The organism is Nocardia sp. NPDC023852, assembly GCF_040639505.1.
In the GTDB taxonomy this organism is placed as follows: Bacteria; Actinomycetota; Actinomycetes; order Mycobacteriales; family Mycobacteriaceae; genus Nocardia.
The window spans coordinates 36,183-55,324 of the sequence record NZ_JBFAAB010000002.1; the positions used below are offsets into that span (position 1 = coordinate 36,183).

1 protein-coding gene (only partly in view) is annotated in these 19,142 nt (G+C 65.1%); it reads left to right on the plus strand.

All 19,142 nt of this window come from inside a single coding sequence — locus tag AB0H00_RS04000, LacI family DNA-binding transcriptional regulator (protein ID WP_357260489.1), on the plus strand. Of the gene's 82,911 coding nucleotides, 36,069 precede the window and 27,700 follow it; the stretch shown corresponds to coding positions 36,070–55,211 (codon 12,024, complete, through codon 18,404, partial); the first codon wholly inside the window starts at position 1. Both codon boundaries (start and stop) fall beyond the window edges.

Genomic DNA, 19,142 nt, shown 5'->3' on the forward strand with positions numbered 1-19,142 from the left:
CGCAAGGCCTGGCTCGCGGAGATGCTGGCCCGGCCGGAGTACGGCTTCACCGACATCGCTGTCCAGGACTACCGGGGCCTGCACGGCCAGTACCGTGAGATGACGGTGGCGTTCACTCGATCGGTGCCGGAAGTTCCCCTGCGGGAGGTGATCCGCAGGGTGAACGGCGCGGGCAGCGAATCCGAACTGGCCGCCGAAGGACCGGCTTCGCGCCGTCGCCGACTGCGGGACATGCTGAAAAACTTCTTGAAGAACCATGTGATCGAAGGATCCGGGCCCGAAGCCGTGCGCAACCAGGCGCTACAGGACATAGACACGTGGGACGGCGTCTCGCCGAGGGTTATTCGGTTGCCGGTGCCCGATGCTCGGGGCGGCGTAGATCAGATGATCGACTTGTCGTTGGCCGCGGACCCGCTCGAGGCGCAGATCCTGGTGCCGGGCAAGCGTCCGGACCGAGTCGGTTTCGCGATGAGCATGTTGGCGGACCTGCTGCCGGATTGGCAGGACCCGCACGGCATCACCCGAATCATGGCGGCCATGGTCAAGCACACCGAGCGGTTGCGGGACGGCGGCATGGTCACCGTCACGGCGACCGGCACCCGCGGTGCGCGAAAGGTGCAGGTCGGTATCGTGCCCACCGCCGTCGATCCCGCCGAACCGACCGGGCAGATATTCGAAATCATCGAACGCAAAGGTGATTTGACCGCCGGGGAGTATTTATTGGCGGCTGTCCCGGCGGTGGGTCGACTGAACCCCGAGATCGTGGAAGCAACCGGGCCGATCGAGGTGCTGGAGCTGAATCCGGTTCGGACTCCGAAGAAACCGGAGCTGACACCGGCCCGGGAACCGGTGACCAAGGCTCAGCGCGAGCTGGTGTCCCGACGCGACAAGTCAGCCGACCGACTGGGCGTGGAGTGGGAGCGAGCCGATGCCGAGTTGGCCAAGGCCCGCCGGGAATTGGCCGCGCTGTTGAACATCGATCCGGCGATGCTGAATTGGCCGAACTCGGTGCGCGAGGTCTTCGCCGAAGTCGACTTCCTGCTGAATCGATTGAGCGCCGCCGGCTGGCGGGCCGTGGAAGATTCGATGATACTCCTCGAGGACCCCGACGAGAGTTCCCAGCAGATCATCGGCGTGCTCGACTGGTTCCGGCAGGGACTGATCAATCGGTCCCTCGTCAACGGCGACCATGTCGGTTCGCTCGGGTTTGCCGCGCAAGCCTGGCGAGGGTACAGCTCGGCGGCAGAACTGACTGTGCAACAGGTGGATTCGGCCCTGGTCGAGATGCTCGGCCTCTCGGAGCTTCCGGTGCTGGAACAGCCGGCCACCAATACCCCCCAGCCCGTGGCACCCGAACAGCCCCCCGCCTCGGACGTGACCGCCGAAGCCGACGGGAACGGCAATCGCACTGTGCAGCAGATGGCCGAGCATTCCGGCTTCCTGGTGCGGGGCTGGGAGGAGCACCTGGCGGGTGACCTCGTCCGGGCGAAATGGGACCTGTCCGACCCTCGAGAGGAAAGCGCTGCGGAGCCGATCCAGCAGCCGAAGCCGCGATTCCCGCTGCGGCATCTCGCCGAACGCACCGGTATGTCGGTGTTGAGCCGACTGGACCTGCTCGCCCGGCGGGTTATCGAACTGACCGACTTGGTCGAGTTGGCCGACCGCAGCCACCCGGACGAAACCGCGCGCAAGCTGAACCGGCTGATGCAGGAAAGGGACAACCGTCGCGCCCGGCTCGCCGACACCCTTGGCATCGATGTGCTGTGGTCCCCGGCGCCCGGCCTGGAGCAACGCAACGATGCGGCCCGGCGGTTGGTGTTCGCCTATGAGCAACTCGAATTGCGGTTGCCCGGCCTGCTGGACACCACCGAGATGCATTACCGCATCCTGACCGCGGCGCAGGTGCAAGAGATCCTGACCCGCACCCGGATGCTGAGCGAGTCGCTGCGGGCCGGACTTCAGGTCGGGGACCTACTGAAGCGGTTGGAATCCGACAGCGCCGAATTCCTGCGACTGCACAACGTGATGTTGCAGTACCAGGAATATCTGCGGTGGGGCATCGAGATCGGGCGGCTGCAAACGGTATTGGCTGACGCCGGTCCGCTGGAAGTGACCACCGAGGTGTTCGATTCCCTGGAATTCACCACCCAGCAGGCCGTGGCCCGCGCCGAAAGCGCCCATACCGGCGTTGTTTTCAGCGATGAAGAGGCCGCGAGCGAATATCTGGAGCAGCAGTTCGGCACCCCGGACGGCACCGCGACCAGCACCGACCGCGAGATCCTGCTGGTCGCCGAATTGTCCGAGCTGGATCTGGACCCGTCGGATCCGGCATCGATGAACCGTCCTCGGGTGGTCGGTCCGGAAGGCACCGCGTGGAGCCTCGAATTCGCGGGCGAAACCCGGCTCACCGGTGCCGTCCACCTGCACCTGTGGGTCCCCGAGGGTACCGAATTCGGCGCGGCCGAGGCCGCCGCGAGCCGGGCCCGGCGGATGCACCTGAGCGAGCTGTTGACCTGGCTACCCACCCGGGTGTTCACCGACGACCACGGCATTGTGCATGTCTACGGGGTCGCCAAACCGGGATTGCCCAGTGGAGCAACGCATTCGGAGGTCGTCACGAAGGGCTGCGTGCCTCCGGTGGAGGAACGCGCCAAGGCGGCACTGGGGCGGGCCGGGCGGCATGTCACCGTCGCCGAACAGAACCCGACCCGCTCGCTGAACGGGTGGACCGGGGGCGAGGTCGCCGACGACATGGGTGCCGGTTGGCACGGCCGGCCCGTCGGCCGCGGCTCCGAAGCGCTGCGCACCATGGTGAACCTGGTACAGACGCATGGCAAGCGGGTGTTGATCGGTGCGCTGGGACTCGAAGGGCGCGGTGGCAACCATCTGATCCTGGTCGCCAAGGTCAACGAGGGTTTGGTCGAGAAATACCCGGAACTACGCGGCTTCGAAGGGCGGACGGTCATTCACGACCCCGACTTCGAGAGCGGCGACATCGACGGTTGGGTGCACGAGGAACACCAGGAAGACTGGATCGAACGCGCCGGGGTAGGAGTCGGCGAATCGTGGACGATGGTCTGGGACAACCAGAGCAAGCGCGAGGTCCGGCACAAGACCGGCCGCAACGCAGGCCCCGCAGGCTGGGTCGGCGGCCGGCCGACGGCCGTTGCGGCGGATGACCAGCAGCGTACGGATGACCGGGTTGTCCACCCGAAGCCCACTGCGCGAAGAGCCGACCAGATCCTCACCAGGCAGTATTCGGGTCGACGCAAGAAGGTTCACGCCGCTGACGTGTATCGCCTCGCCGGTGTGCACCGTCGATTGTTCTACCGGGCGCTGGCATCGAATCCGGCCCTCACCGGCGCCTACGTATCCGCCGACAAGCTGGCCCAGGTACGTGCGGCGGTCCAGTTCTCTGGCTACCGCCCGACCCGAGTGAACGTCGATGCCATCCACTTGGAACCGACTGAGCACTACACCCGGCCGCTGGAAGATTCCGGCAAAGAGCCGGTGGAATACCTGAAGCACAACCAGTGCGGCCCGATGCTGCTGCGCCTGCTGCAACTGTTGAACCCGGACATCGACGCCCCCGCACTGGTCGGCCTGCGCGGCATGCTGGTCAGTGATTTCGTCCGACGCGTCGGCGGCGAAGAAGCCGAGACCAAGCTGCGCCGGTTCGCGGTACACCCGGAAAACCCGCACCGGCACGCGGAACAGATGCTGCGCCGCTTGGTCGACTGGCTACCCGAGGGTGAGGAAGAAGGCGCGAGCCTGCTGATCTTCGATGCCTTCCAGAACCCGGGGGACCTGGGCGCCGAGGGCCACGTCTGGCGGCTGGTGTGGCGCAACGGCGAAGCGCGCATCGAAGACCCGGGCATGGGCGTGAACGAACAGTTCCGCGACGGCGGCGACCCGAATGCGCTGGCGGGCTTCCAGGTGCTTGCCCTGGACCGCCACGGGAAGTACATCGACACCTCGGCACTGGGCGAGCTGGAAGGCGAGATAGTCGGGGAAGCCGAGTGGGACTTCCACGTCGGAGTGACCCTGGACCCGGTCCAGGACGTGTTGCGGACATATCAACGGGAGGCCCGCGAAGGCTGGTTGACTCCGACGCTGTCCGGCCCCATTCCGGTCAAGGTCCGGCAGATGATGGCCCTCGGCGCGGTCCGGGGCTTCTACAGCGGTGCGTCCCTGATCTCCGGAGTGGCGGGAGCGGGATTCACCCACATCGAACAGTCCATCGTGCTGGATCACGAGGACGACCACGCCGAGGAAATGTTGTTGGGCCTCGCTCCCGATATCGCGGCACTGTCCCGAGAGGAGTACATCAAAGCGCGGATCAAGGGCGAAGCCAATGCCTTTGCCCGTGACGCCAGGTACACCAACAAGTTGTGGAAGCTCGGTTATCCCGCGAAGCTCGGAGAGAAAGAGGAGGTCTACGTCGAGGCCACCAACAAGGCCTTCGAACGACTTCGCCGCAAGCACCCGGAACTGTCCCGCGAGGCGCTTCGGGCACGGGCCCATGACGAAGGAGTCCAGGCACTAGAGGCTTTCCTGGACACCCCGAACAAGGACCGCAGCGACAGCTTCTATCGGAACATGTATGGAAAGGAGTGGGACGCTTTCCATGAGCACAACAAGGATCGGCTGCATCGACCCGCCACCAAAGAAACGGCGAACGAACTGTGGCAGTGGAGCGTGCGGCGGACCGCAGCCAACCGTGATCTGCAGAGCATGGAGCGGGCGATCACTACCGCGGAAAAGCAGTTGGCGATCTGGGCCGCACCCACGAACGAACGGGATGAGCGGCGCCGTGCGCATCAAGAGTTGGTTCTGCGTGATCTGATCGCGTGGCGGGAGCAACTACAAGCCCGGGTGCAGGAAGCCGAGCAGGCGTTGAACAAGATCGCGGTGGATGATCTGTTGACCGTCCGCATGCAGGCTCATCCCGGCAAGGTGATGTGGTTGAACGACCATGTCGTCCTGTTGTCCGGAAAACGGCCGAAGCTGGTGGTGGCCACCGGAACCGGCGAGCACGTGCGGTTGCTGGAACAACTGGCCGAAAAGGACACCGCGCTTCAGGAATTGTTGCGGCGGGCCGGTTTCAAGGAATCGAACCCGGCGTTCACTGCGGTCGATATCGAATACCTCGATGTGACCACCGATCACGTCGGCCATGTGTTCGTGGACCAGGTCACCGACCCGAAGCCGAAAAAGGTACCCACGCCCACGGAACTGCCACTGCAGAACCTGGTCGAAGGGGCCTCGGACCAGATTCTGGACCGGGTGTACCCGTTGCTGGAGCAGACCGTGGAAGGCCGCATCGCCAAGCGCATGCTGGAACGCCACGGCGTGCAGGTCATGGTGGAAGCCACCCATGGTGAGCGCTACTTCCCGTTCCGCAAGGTGCTGGTGCTCGACGCGGGTGATTCCGATGTGGAGATGATGGCTGCCTTGGTGCGCGGTGCATATCGGGCCGAGGCCGAGGCCCGTTTCGGGGCTGGCGGTTCGGCCCGATTCCGGATGCTGACCCCGGACAGCACGGCCTACGTGTACCGGATGCTGTGGGATGAAGCCCAAGCCCGCTGGCACGGGATTCGCGCCATCCAGCAATTGCGGGAGGATACCGGCCTCGCTATCGCGGAGAGCCCGGAAGAGCACGTCTACAACAGCAGAGACGATGCGGGAAGGCAGGTACTGGCGTTGCAGGAATACCTGCGGCATCAGGCCCCGACCTTCTACGACAGTAGTTACGCCGAGATTTACGCGAAATCGCATCGGGACGCGCATGGGCAGCTCAGCGATGGCCCGGACTTCGTTCCGCTGGACTCGCGAGTAGTGCAGGCGCGGTATCAAGCGTTGCTGCAGGAACGTCGGGACGTACGGGAGCTCCTGGCCGACGCCCGGGCTGCACTGCCGGAATTGGACGACCAACAGCTGGGCGAGCTGCGCGCGTCATCGGCCGCGCTGGAAGTCATGCGGGCGAATCTCGCGCAGGCGGATCTGGTCCGGCGAATCGACGAGTACAACCGTTGCTGGAGAAGGGAACAGCTGATCAACCAGGCGGGTTTCCTTTACCAGAACTGGGAGCAGCGCCTTGCCGAGCACGAGCAGGCCCGGATTGCCGTGGCTGCGGGCTACGGAATGGACCCGCAGCATGTCTCGGTGACCGAAGCCGAACGGTGGCGCCAGCAACTCGAACACACCCAGGAATTGCCCGACTCGGACAAGCACCGGCTCGACCTGCTCCGGCACTTCCTGCTGCTGCCGCAGGAGGCCGCCGAAGCCGTAGATATCGACAGTCGAATGCATTTCGGCCTCGAGCCGGACTTCCAGACGGAACTGGCCAAGCTGCGGGTCGCGGTCGAACAGATCCCGAACGCCACCCCGGCGACGCAGGCCCAGCTCATCGATCTGGCCGGGGGGCTGCTGAACCGTGGCGGGCTGCACTTGGCCGGACCCGAAATCGTCGATGGGGTGCACCATCTGCCCCTGGCCGATCACACGGGCACCGCTCGATTCACCGTGACCGCAGGGAGCCCGGATGGCGCGCTGGAAGTGCGGGTCGAGCTGGCTCGTGATCAACGGCAGCAGCCGCTGGCCGCTTGGGGGCTGATACCGAAACTCCTGCAGCAGTGGGGAACCCAACGTCAGGTCGAGGTTTTCGGCAAAGCCATGGGCGATGCTCGAACACTGGTGCAGGATACCGAAGGCTCGGTGGTATTCCGGTTGTCCGGCAAGCCCGGGGCGCAGCAGTTCGAGGTGCGGGTCATCGGGGAAATCGGTGGCTTCCAGGTGCAGTTCGACCAGATCCCGCAGGCGGAGCCGCAGCCTACGTCCCTGCCGCCGCGGCCGGTTCGCCATGAGGTCGATGTCGGCGAGGAGTTGACCGAACTACGCGGGGCCGCCAAGGCGCAACTCCGGCAGTTGGACGTTCATATCGCCCAGCGGTTCCCGAACGCCGATGAACGGGACCAGCTTGTGGACCCGACAACCGATCTGCATGGCGAATGGGTCACGCGCCGCGATCAGGCCCGGGCCGCATTGGCATACGAACTCCGCGACCCGGTGTGGGCGAACTTCACCGAGGCAGATCTGCCGTGGCTGTTCGCCACCCTCGACGAGATGGCGGACGAGTCACCGGAATTGGCGGTCGCCGAAACCCGATACCGGGATGTCCAGGAACTGATGGGCTGGATCGAGGACCGGAACCGGTTGCAGGAGCGGCTCGACGGGCTCGACGCCTTGGAACAGCAACTGCATCGGGTCCGGGCACAGGTGCGGGAGACCCCGACGACCTGGACGATCGGCTACTACCGCAACCTGCAGTCGCATGTCTTCGAACTGCGCACTGACGCCCAGCAGCTGGCCGGGGCGCGAGAACTGCCCGCGGCGCCTCGTTTGCATGGGGTGGAGTTGAACCCGCAGGACTATGGCCTGCGGTCGGGTTGGTCGATTCCCGGCAATGAGACCCGGAAACACCTGCGCGCGGAGTACCAAGCCAGAGAGGCCGCGTTCGGGGCATATAGCAAGAACCCGGCCGGGTACACCGAGGCGGAGTTGTCCGACCTGCTCGTTGCCACGGATACCGACGCGGTGGCGGCGGTGACAGTTCGGGAATACCTGGAGATCCGGTTGGTCTTCCAACACATCCGGGCGCTCGACAACCGCGAGCACAACATCGCCCGGGTCGAGAAGAAACTGGACCGGGTACTGCCGTTGGTAACCGGACGCCGGGGCGCCACGTTCCAGCGAGTGGAGCTGGGCAGCAGGCTCGACACTGTCCGGGCGCAGGCCGCCGAAGCGGGCGACACAGAATTGACCCGCCGGATCGACGCCCTCGAAGCCGAGCTGCGCCAGGCCCGAGTGCGGGCCGACGCGGCCCGCATCCGGCTGCGCAACCTGCACCACGAACACCTGGTCTCGCACCCGGAAAACCCGGTGGACTTGGCGGATTTGCACGACCCGCACTTCTATCGGCAGCTGGCTCGAGCCTGGGCCCCGGTCCCGGAAACCGCGAAAAAGTGGCAGGATCTGGCCACCCTGGCCGACGCCGTGATCGAACGAGACCGCTGGCAAGACCGGCTCGACCGGGTGCGGCATCGGGTCGGCCTGCTGACCGAGCATGCCGGTGATCTCCTGCGGATGCGAGAAGAACTCGGGGTCAGCCGAGACCTGTTGGAACTGAACATGCGGCTCAGGTTGCCGATGGACAACCTGATCGAATTGCAGGAACAGACCAAAGAATCCCGGGCCGCCGACCAGCGACAGCTGATGTTGTTCGAAACCGCCCTGGTGGAAGCCACCGCGCCCGCGGAGCTTCCGAAACCCTTAGGCGGCTTGAAGAACTGTGCCACGCTCGTGTCCGAGCTCGGTCGGGCATACCGCAAACGCAAGACCGGCCGCGCCCCGGGCACGCTTGCGATGATCGATGACGCCCATGCCCGCCAGCATGGTGTGCTGGAATTCGACTTCGTTCAAGCCCTGGACGCCGACTGGCACGAAAATGGCTTCGGTTACGGAGTTTCCGGGTTGGCCCGGGCGCTGCGCATGGTGGAGTCCGGGAAAGCCGGGTTCATCGGCTTGGCGATGAACCTCGGCGACGCCGGGGCGCACGCCGCGGCCATCGAAATGCTCGACAACGGCAAGGTCCGGATCACCGAGAAGATCGACGGCGTCGTGTACGTCTGGGCGGGAGCGGATACCCAGGAGTGGCTGGCCGAACGTGCGGGCTGGGATGTCCGGGAGGTCTTCGGTGCGGTCATCATGACCGACGGCACCGCGGAAGTCACCCTCGACCCGTTCCGCGACCGGCTGGAAGTACTGGGCCGCAGTGCACCCGAAGGCGCGATCACCGGGACGCCGGTGTTGCAGGGGCCGCGGCGCGGATATTGGGATACCTGGGAATACGATAATTGGGAATTACGGGATCACACACTGGTTCGGGAAGACGCAGGCGATGTCAGGGGCCCAGACGACCTGACCGATGAGCTTCGGGCGAAGAAGATCACCTCTTTCCTGGCTGATCTGGACCGGACCGTCAGCGTCCCGGTGCTGCGGACCCTCGAAGGCGCGTTGCGATTGCCCGGAACTCGGCTCGAATGGCGGACGGTCGAGGATCCGACACTCGGGGAAGACCAGTGGCTGGAGCGGCACCGCACCCGCAAGGAATACATCGTCGTCTCCGACCGGGCGGGCGACCTGATGATGATCCAAATGCCGCTCCGGAGCACTAAAACGGAGAGGGAAGCAGACGAATCCTCAGTTTTCGTGCGCCTGAGCGTGTTGGATTCGACTCCGCTGGACGGCGCCAGTCGGAGTCTGGTGGCCGCGGTGGTGTCCGAGGCGATGTCCCCGGGGCCGGACATGGCGGAGTTCCTGAATATGCGCAGTTCGATGATCTGGTTGCGGCGCAGCAGCCAGTGGGCGTTGAAGCAGATGGAATCCGATCCGGTGGCCGCGGAACTGCTGATCAAAATGGATCCGAACACCGGACAGCCGATGAAATCGGCCATGCGCGACCGGCTGGAAGCCGAACTCGCCGCGGCCCGGACGGCTCTGCCGGAGCGGTTCCGCGGGGCGCAAGAGCCCACCGTGGCGCAGCTGCGCCAGGCAGTGCGGCAGCTGGAACTGGAACGCGCGGAGATTCCCGCGGCGCTGAACCAGCCCTTCGAAGTGCTGCAGCTGTTCGAGGAAATTCAACGCCACGAAGAGCGAATTCGCCTGCTGCAAGCGCAGGAGAAGAAGTTGTTCGATGCCTTCCAGCAGTGGCGGCACGGTGCGGGCACGCTGTCCGCGCTGCAAGCGGTGGCCGCCGAGACTACTGAAATCGACGCTGCCGCGGAGAAGCTGTTGGCGGCGCAGACCCAGGTACCGCAGTTGCGATCAATGCGCGGCAAGCGGATCGAACAGATGCTGTCCGAGCATGGCCTGGGATCGGGTGAAATCCCGTTGGGCGGTGACACCGAGGCCCGACTGCGTGCGCAGCTCGACCAGGTGAGCTGGGAATTGGCCGGGCTGTTGACGTTGGACCCGATGCGGTTGACCGATGAGCAGCTGGAAGCCCTGGCGCCCACTCCGGAGGTGGATTACGAGATAGCCCAAACCGTGGTCGCCCCGCCGAGCAAACATGCCCCGCCGCTGCGGGATGCGTTGCAGCCGGAGTTCCAGGCCAAGACGGCGGCCCGGGACCGGGTGCGGCATCGGTGGCCTACGCCGGAAGCGCTCGAAGAAAATGCCGCACAAGACACCCGGGATATGCTGGTTGTCCAGCCCAAAAAGGTTTTGTCGATTGACCTCGCAAAGCCGAAGGATGCCAAGGAAACTCGGGTTGCCCACGCGGCCGAGGCGGGTAAGCACCACACCATCGGTTCACCGACGATCATCGACCTGAGTTCCGCGCAGCAGACGATGCTCGCGGAGCAGGCCTGGTTGGCCGCCGCCGACACCAGTCGCCGTCAGGGCTACCGCGGTCTGATCGCGACCAGGTTCCAGGAACTGCGAGCGATGGTTTCGCACCTGGACGAGCGTCGGGCCCGGGTGGAACGGGCCGAGCGGTTGGACCGGGACCTGACCGAGGCCCTGCGGAACCGAACCGCCCCGGCGTCCCACCCCGACAAGGTCGGCTTCCCGGTATTCGATGTCCGATCGCGGTTGGCTGCCATGCACGAGACCAACCAGTGCGGTCCGGAGAACCTGCGCTGGTTGCGGGACAGCACCGGCAATGTGAATGTGCTGGTACCGGTGGTCGGGTTGTCCGGAATGGACTTGGAAACCTATGCACATTCGGCGAACAAGGCTCGCCTGCAACAGTTCTGGCGCAGACCGGAAGACGACCGAATAAAGCCGCCGCCCCCGACTGCCGCCGCGGAGGAGGCCTTCAAGGCGCGGGTGCAGCAGCTGCCCGCGAATCAGCGCAACGGCTCGGCCATGCACGTGGTCTACGTAACCGACTACCAAGACAGTCACGGGGTCAGTGCGCACGTGTTCCAGGTGATCTACACCTGCGACGAGGACGGGAACAACGTCAACCTCGAGGTCATCGACCCCGGCAACCGGTCCGCGGGCATGTACCCGCAGGTGGGACAGGGCAATCTGGAGCATGTCGTAGTGGCGGCCTTCGACACCAAGGGCAACGTGCTAGTCCTGGACAACGAGATCGCAGGCCCGGACCTGAGCAAGCGTCGGGTCGGCCAGTCCGGTGCTGCTGTCGCTGTGGACCCGGCACATGGCATCGACGAGCGCTCCGGGAACGCCGTGTCCCGGGTGCTCGCCGATGCCATGCGCCCCGGACAGCGCCCGACCAGCAAGTTCGGCCGGCTGCATCGGCTGCTGATCGAAGCGGTGGCCAGCGGACAGCGTGAGTTGCGTCTGGACGAAGCCTCGCGGGCTCGGTTGCATGCCGCGGGAGATGCGGCCCGGACCGAGCTGACCTGGTTGCTGACCGAGAAATCCGTCAGAGGCATGCAGTCCCGGACTGTGCTGGCCGCGCTGGGATTGCCCGCGCCCGCGGAACTGAGCACGGCGCAGCTGCGCCGGGTGACGAATGCTTTGCGCGATGCCGGGCAGCCGTTGGATGGACTGGACCAGCCGTATGAGTTGATGCTGCGACTGGAGGAAGTCGAGCGCCAGGAATCCCAGCTGTCGGCCATGACCGCCCTGCAGCAGGAGCTGCTGGAAGCACAGCTGCAACTGCGACCGGGCCGGGGCAGCAAGGAGTTCCGTCGCCTGGCGGCCCGGATTGCCGAGGTCGAGGCGACGGCCGAGAAGTTCTTCGCGGTCCGCGATCAACCGATGCTGCCGCCGCCGGTCCGGGGCCGCTCGATCGCGGCGATCATGGCCCAGCACAAACTGACCGTGGGCCAGGACCCGAATTCCTTTGCTGCGCAGGAGGTACGGGAAAAATTCCGGAAGCAGCTGCAGGAGATGTACCAGGCGGGAGTGGATCCGCGGCGGTCGGATGTGGAGCTGGATCAGGCCTATCCCCGCCCCTACTACAACAAGCTGGTCTTCGCGGATGAGCAGGCCAGGCGAGAAGCGGAACGCGAAAAGGAACTCGCCAAGAAGCAGGACCCCCGGATGCCGGCGCCGGCCCCCACCGAGGAGGAGCTGGCAGCCGTCGAGGCGAAGCTGAAAGCCGAACGGGACGCCCACACGGCCCAATTCGACCTGGCCGAAAAGGTCGTCGAGTTCCAGGAACTGCGGCAGCTGTACGGCTACCTGGAGCGGGTGCAACGCCAGCAGGAGCAGCTGGATCGGGTGCACGCCGAGCTGGACGAGGTGTTGGCCCCCATCACCGACCGGCTGAAGGCGGTGCTGGATGTCCTGGACGCGGTCGCTGACCCGGCTCGGGCAGTGGTGAGCCGATTGCTGGACGAGGTCCTCGACCTGCCCGGGGCCCGGCTGGAAGCGGTGCGAACCGTTGCCGGGAAGCGCCGGATCGCGATCAACGCCCATGGTGCGCCGCTGCTGACCGTGCACATGGGTGCCGGGCCGAATGCCACTGTGCAAGTGGAGATGCCGATACGCGGCGCCGCGGAAGAACACGCGCAGGATCACCGGGCACTGGAGTTGGTCACCGGACTGTTGTCGGATTGGCAGGGGGGATACGAGGGCAGCTCACTGCCGAAGGTGCTGCCCACACTCACTGGTGAGCTCGCCGTGGAACTGTCCGGCATCCCAGGTGAGCGCGTCCTGGATGTCCTGGTGGCCACCGAACAGGGCCCGCGCAGTTGGTACTTCGACGAAGTCGACAGCGTCTCCACCCCGTCCCCGGGTATTGTGCTGCCGAAGATCCCGCAGCAGCGCACCGACATTTCGGCGATCGAGACTACCTCCGAAACAACACAATTCGAGGTTCCAGATGTGCTGCGTCCGGTGCAGAACAACTGCGCTCCCGGCATGGTCCGAACCCTCAACGAGTTCCAGGACGGGATCGGCGCGGTCCGCGGCCCGGGGCTGCCGGAAACCGAGGCCACCACCTTGAACGGGGTTACCGAGGACGCGGTGGTGCGTGGCCTCGGCGTGGAATGGGAACTGGTGGACCGCGGCGATGGCGTCCTGGTCCCGCGCAACTTCGGCGAAGGCACGATCGGGTTGCTCGATGCCTTGCGGCTGATCCCGGAATTCGACCCGAACGACCCGACCGCCCGCAAAGGCATCGGGGGCATCATGCAGGTCGGCCCCGAGGACTGGCATGCCTGGGGCGCGATGATGAACGTCGATGGACAACTCGAAGTCTTCGAGTTCATCGACGGGGCGAAACACGTCCGGACCGGCCCGGAAATCCTGATCTGGCTGCAAGAGCACGCCCACGTCGGCGCGGTGCACGTGGCGCTGATCGAAAAGCACATCGGCGCGGACCAGGTCTTCGACGAAAACCGCGACCGCAGCGTCATGCCGCAGGGCCGAGTCCGAGGCCTGCCGAGAAGTGAAGCCCAGGTGGCGGCTGCCGACGGCAGTGCGGCGAAAGTCGTTCGGGCCCAGCTGGAATTGGGCACTGAGCAGGCCGGTGAGCACGATGTGCAATCGGCCATCCAGGGTTGGGCCTGGCTGGCCGAGCAGCTGCCGGAATGGCCGGCCGAGCGGGTCGACCAGGCCGGGCTGGTCTTGGCCGAGCTGATCCACCACGCCCGTACCCACGACCACCGCCCGGTGCGGGTGGAGTTGACCCGGACCGGTGACGCGCCGCTGGAACAGGTGCAGATCCGGGTGCACGCCCAGGGCGGTTCGAAGCCGGACGTCGACTTGTTGGACCACCCGGTGCTGGACGCATCAGGGATCCGGGCAACCGATGTCCACAGCGCTGACCCCGGGTACCTGGTGTGGTTCGAGGTGGAGCAGACTCCGTCGCTGCCGGCTTGGCTGCAACCACTATTGTCCCCGGGTTCCTACCTGCCCGTGAGCCATGGCAATGAAATGGCCATGGTGCTGCGCCCCAAGCAGCGTCGAGTCGTCGCGGACGCATTGGCAGCGCACGCACATCCGGAACTGAACCAGATACAGACCCTAAACCTGCTCGACGAGCAGATGCGCCTGGCCGCGATCGAGAATCGGAAGCGGGTCGCCGCCGCCGACGAATTGCAGGCACTGACGGTGACCTTGCATGCCGACGACGGGGAAGTGCAGCTGCACATCTACCCGCTGCAGGAACCCGACTATGTCAAGGGCTTGGCAGGCCTGGGGATGCCGGGGCACCGGCCGGGATCGACTCCGGTCGTGCTCGCCGACTTGGCTGCCTCGGCCGCGCGGCAGCGGGTCAAGCTGCCGCAGCCGAAGGAAAAACTGGCTACCACAAAAGTCCTCAGGCCTCGGGCCGAGGCGTTGCCGCAATCGCGTGCCGAGCTGATCGCGGCGGCAAAAGCGGCATTGGTCCCGACCACGCCATCCGGAAAGTACGATCCGGCGGCGGAACCGGAAGGACAACCGACTCCGACCCAGGAGCTGCTGAACAAGCTGGCGCAAACCGATGACAAGGGCTTGCAGCGGATGTACCAGGTCCAACTGCGGTCGTTGCAGCGGGAACGAGAAACGGCGAAGCTGCTTGTGCAACTGGGCTATCGGGTGGTGCAGAATCCGGAGCATCCCGGAAACCGGGACCCCGATCTGCTTGTGGAGGGTCGGTTCTTCGAGATCTATACCCCGATAACGGACAAGGTCGACAATCTTGTCGACGGCCTCTATGGCAAGGTGCAGATCAAACGGCAGGCCGACCGATTCGTGTTGAACCTGTCCGATACCGATATTTCTCCGGATGCGATCCGGGAAGCGGTGCGGAAACGCCCGCATGACTTCCGGAATCTCTTCGAGTTGCTGGCGGTCACCAAGCAGGGTGAACTCATCACGCTGTTCGAGCGCACCCAACCAGCAGTGCTGCAATCGGATCCAGATCCGGACATGCCGCAAGGAGATGTGGCAGCCGGCGAAGGGGTGACGAACCACCGACGGGTCGTCAAGGACACCCAGGACAACTGCGCCTTGGCAGGCGGAGTTTTCGGATTCGATGAACTCGGCCTGAACATCGACCTGAGCAAGCTGTCCGTCATCGAGACGAATGCGGTTGGCCCCGGCGTCGCCTTGGCTGACTTCGTCCGGGCGGCCGACGCGCAGCCACAGATCCGTTCGGTCGCGAAGATGGCCGAGCAGGTTCCGGAAGGCGGTGCGACTTTCGGGGTGGTGAAGTGGGCGGGCAAACGCACCGGCCATCTGTTCGTGCTGTTCTGGGATGAGAACGAAGAGCTCTGGGTATTCGAGGAAAAGGGCGCGGTAGCCAAGAAGGTCCGGTTCGCCGAATGGGATGACAAGCCGGACCCGGAAGCCGTCGACCTGGCGCTGGCCATGGATTTCGGCGCCGACGACCAACCGGTGGAACGACTGGCCGCCGACGCGGAGTTGCCGGAGTTCGAAGGACTCGAGGACTGGCGGCTGGTGCTGCAGGGTGGGCCGGAAGGATCGCTCCCGGAGGAACTCGACGCACCGCCGAACAGGTTCGATACCGTTGCCGCCGACACGGATTGGAGGCAACTCGGCGACACCCCGCTGACCGAGACCGTGCTGTCACGGATGGCCTTGATGCTGGCCGGGGTGCAGGAGATGGGCTTGGCTGCCCAACCGGTGTCGCTGCGCTACCTGTCCGATGTTCCCGGCCAGGCGAACCGGGCCGAGTTGGTCTTGAACTTCCGGCCCGCGGATGAAACGGCGAATGTCGCGGTATTCGTGGCGCCCGCCATCCAAGCGGTGAACAGCACCGCGGATAAGCTCGAAGAATTCGGACAGGATCTGGCCACCAAGGCCATCGAGTACCTCGCAGAAGACGCGGGTTTCGTGGCGGTGGTCCGGTTCGAGCTCACGGATGTCCCCGGGGCGACGATGGACGAGATCTTGGCGGCGCGGCTGGATGCCGATGTCGCCTCCGTCACGGATCTGATCCTGGAGCTGAATGAGCTGCGCTACAGCATCTTCGGCGACAGCATCAGAACCATCATCGATGGTGCGCGCGATGGCGCCGAAGTCGCCTTCACGGTGCGCAACAAACCGGAACTGGCCACTGAGGTCGAGTACCTGCCGTGGGACGAGCTGGGTTACGCGCAGACCGATGCGGACTGGAACATCCTGGCGAACTATTCCTTTGCCGAACCGAGTGCTGCGGAACTGAACTTCGATCAGTGGACGAAACTGAGCGAACGGCTGCAGACTATCGCCTTGCTGGCCGCCGCGGAACCGGACTCACAGGTCGGTCAGGAGTTTGTGCCAGGGCAGATCAATGCCGTGCGACTGGTGGCATTGGAATTGAACCGGCTCATCGGAGTGGAACCGCCTGCCGTCGGTGTGGAACCGATCGCCCGGGATCGCGAGCAGCTCAATGCCTTGCAGCGTTCGCTGGTGCAGGACAACGCAGGCACACTCGCGCAGATGATCGGGGCCGATTTCTGGCTTCGGGACAGCGCCAATGTGTATTTGATGCGCTCGCAAATCGAAGAAAAGGCGCGGCTCGCCCCCACGGTGCTGGCACTGACCGAAAACCGGTTGCAGCTGGACCCGACCGAGTATGAGCTCGTCATGCGCCAATGGCGCCTCGCTCAAGGGGCGGTCGCCATGAGCGAGGCATTGAACCGGGCCAAGCGGGCCCTGCCCAGGTTGGTCGATCACAACACCGGCGCGGTCACGGTACTGAACCTGGATCTGGGCCAGTACGCGGACAATGCCACCGCGGTACTGTTCGCACAGCCGGCCACCGCCGAGCAGATCACCGTGCATGTGTTCGCCCGAACCGATGCCCCGGCCAAGCCGGAGCACGCGCTGCACCAGGCGTTGCAATGGGTCATCGAACAGCACCGTCGTGCCCCGCAGCTGGACGTGACCCACGCCGACCTGGTGTTCCGCGGCAACACCGACCAGCTGGTGCAACAGCTGATCGGGGTGCTGGAGCTGCGCCGGATGCAAGCTGAATCCAACAGCCGGCTACCCGAACCCCGGGTGCGGTTCGCCCAATACGGCGACGGCACCACGGTATTGGCCGAGGCGTTGCAGAGCCCACTGCTGAACCGGTACCGGCACCTGTTCGACTTCGACGTTCCGGCCCAGGCAAGCCAAGCCGACCGCGAGCAGGCTGCCAGGTTGGCCGCCGCGCGGGCGGCGTTGGAGCCGACCACGCCTTCCGGTGAGTTCAACCGCGGCGCCATCGCCGAAGGCAAGCCGTCCTCCGACTGGGAGCAAAAGGTCGGGAAATTGCTGGCGATCCGCGGATATTCGGTGGTGCATGAACCGGATTCGTCAGGTTTCACGGTGGAAGGCAGGCGCTTCGGCGTCTACTCGCCGACCCAGGACGAGGTCGGTGCGATTGTCGACGGCATCTACCGCAAGGTGGTGAAGAAGCAACGGGTCGACCGGGTCATCCTGAACCTGTCGCGGACCTCGGTGACCGAACATCAAGTCAAGGCGATGCTGCGGGAAGGCCCGTCCATACCGGGCTTGAAAGAAGTCCTCTTCGTCGACCCCGGCAAGCGGCGGATCAACAAACTCTTCCCGGATTCGAACCACATGGCCGAGCAGACGAATACCGACACCACTGCGGGCCTGACCGATATCGACCTGGACGGCCAGCTCTCCCCGTTCCGCCGCCTGATCCTCGACGACAGCGGAAACTGTGCGCTGGACAGTACCCAATTCGGGTTCGACAAACTCGATATCCATGTCGACTGGAGCGAACTGCCGGAGTTCGGCCCGGAAGTGGTCCAACGCGGTGTCCACCTGGATGCCATGGCCCGGGCCCTGCAGAGCAAGCCGAAGGTTTTCGGTTCGCTGCAAAAGATGGCGGACGCCGTCCCGGAGGGCGGTGCCACCTTCGGTGTCGTGAAGTGGAAGAACCACCGCGCCGGCCACCAGTTCCTGCTGTTCCGCAAAAAGGAAAAGCTCTGGGTGTTCGAGCGCCGGGAAAATCTGGTGCAATTGGTCGAATTCGACAAGTGGGAACACAAGCCAGACCCGGAAGCCACCGAGTTGATCCTGGGCATGGAATTCGGCGCCGACAAGCAGCCGCAGCGACGGCTGCAACCAGGGGATGTCCTGGAGTTGCCGGGCCAGAACACCGAGCGGCTGCCGCTGTGGGGCGCGCCGCCGGAACCCGCGGACCATCCGATCGACGGGAAACTGCCTGCCTCGCTGGTGCGTTGGCGTTGGACCGCGCAGCAGCGGTTGGAGCAGATCCAAGCGGATTTGTTGCTGCACAACGGGTTCACTGAAGAAGGCATGCGCCCCGGGTCTGCGGATCGGCGCGAGCTGAAGCAGGTCCTGGATGTGCATATCCCCGCCTTGGAATATGAGCGTGGGCTGCCCCCGGGAACTTTGGCCGACGAGGCCCGGTTGGTGCAGGAGTTGGCGGACATCGAGGAGCTGCCGGTCAAATCCGAGGAGCTGGTAATCCAGCTACAACTGCTCGATAAGGCCCGCGACAATCTCGCCGCGCTGGCCGAGTTGGATCAGCTGCGGGAGCAGATGCGGCAGTTGGATGTGCTGGAAACCGAACTGTCCCGCACGTTCACCGAGCAGCGATCGGGCGCTGAATTCCTGAACTTGGCGAATCAGACTGCCGCCCTCAGTGTGACCGCCCGGGAGTCGGCCGGGATTCCCGCGCCGGAACTGGTTGTCGAGCAGATGCATGGATTGGCGGAGTTCCGGTGGCGTGCCGGGCAGGAGCGACCCGATGCGATCGGGGAAGCGATGATCCGTCGCCGGCTGGCGCGTCTGTTGCAGCCGCTGGGCGAGGTGGATCCGGCGACCCTGGATCACGTCTTGCCGCAGAAGTTGCCGGAGGACAAGGTCCGCCAGGCGCAGTATCTGCGGAATCTGATCGCCCTGATCGACGCGGCCGAGGAACGAAAGCATCTGCACCGGGCGGTGGCCGACCGGGTGCAGGCCGGTCTGCTCGATGTGATGCTGGAACGCCCGGCGGCGGAACCGGTCGGGGACAGCAGCATCGGTTTGGGTGCGTACCTGGCGGCGGTGAAACTGCAGGCCGCCGAGCAGTGGGACCAGCACCAGCAGATCTTGCGGGTAGACGGTGCCCGGTTCGACGTGGGCCCGGACCGTCATCCCGATTTCGCCCACCTGATGCGGATGCGTAGCCGCCGTGATGTGTTGGCCGA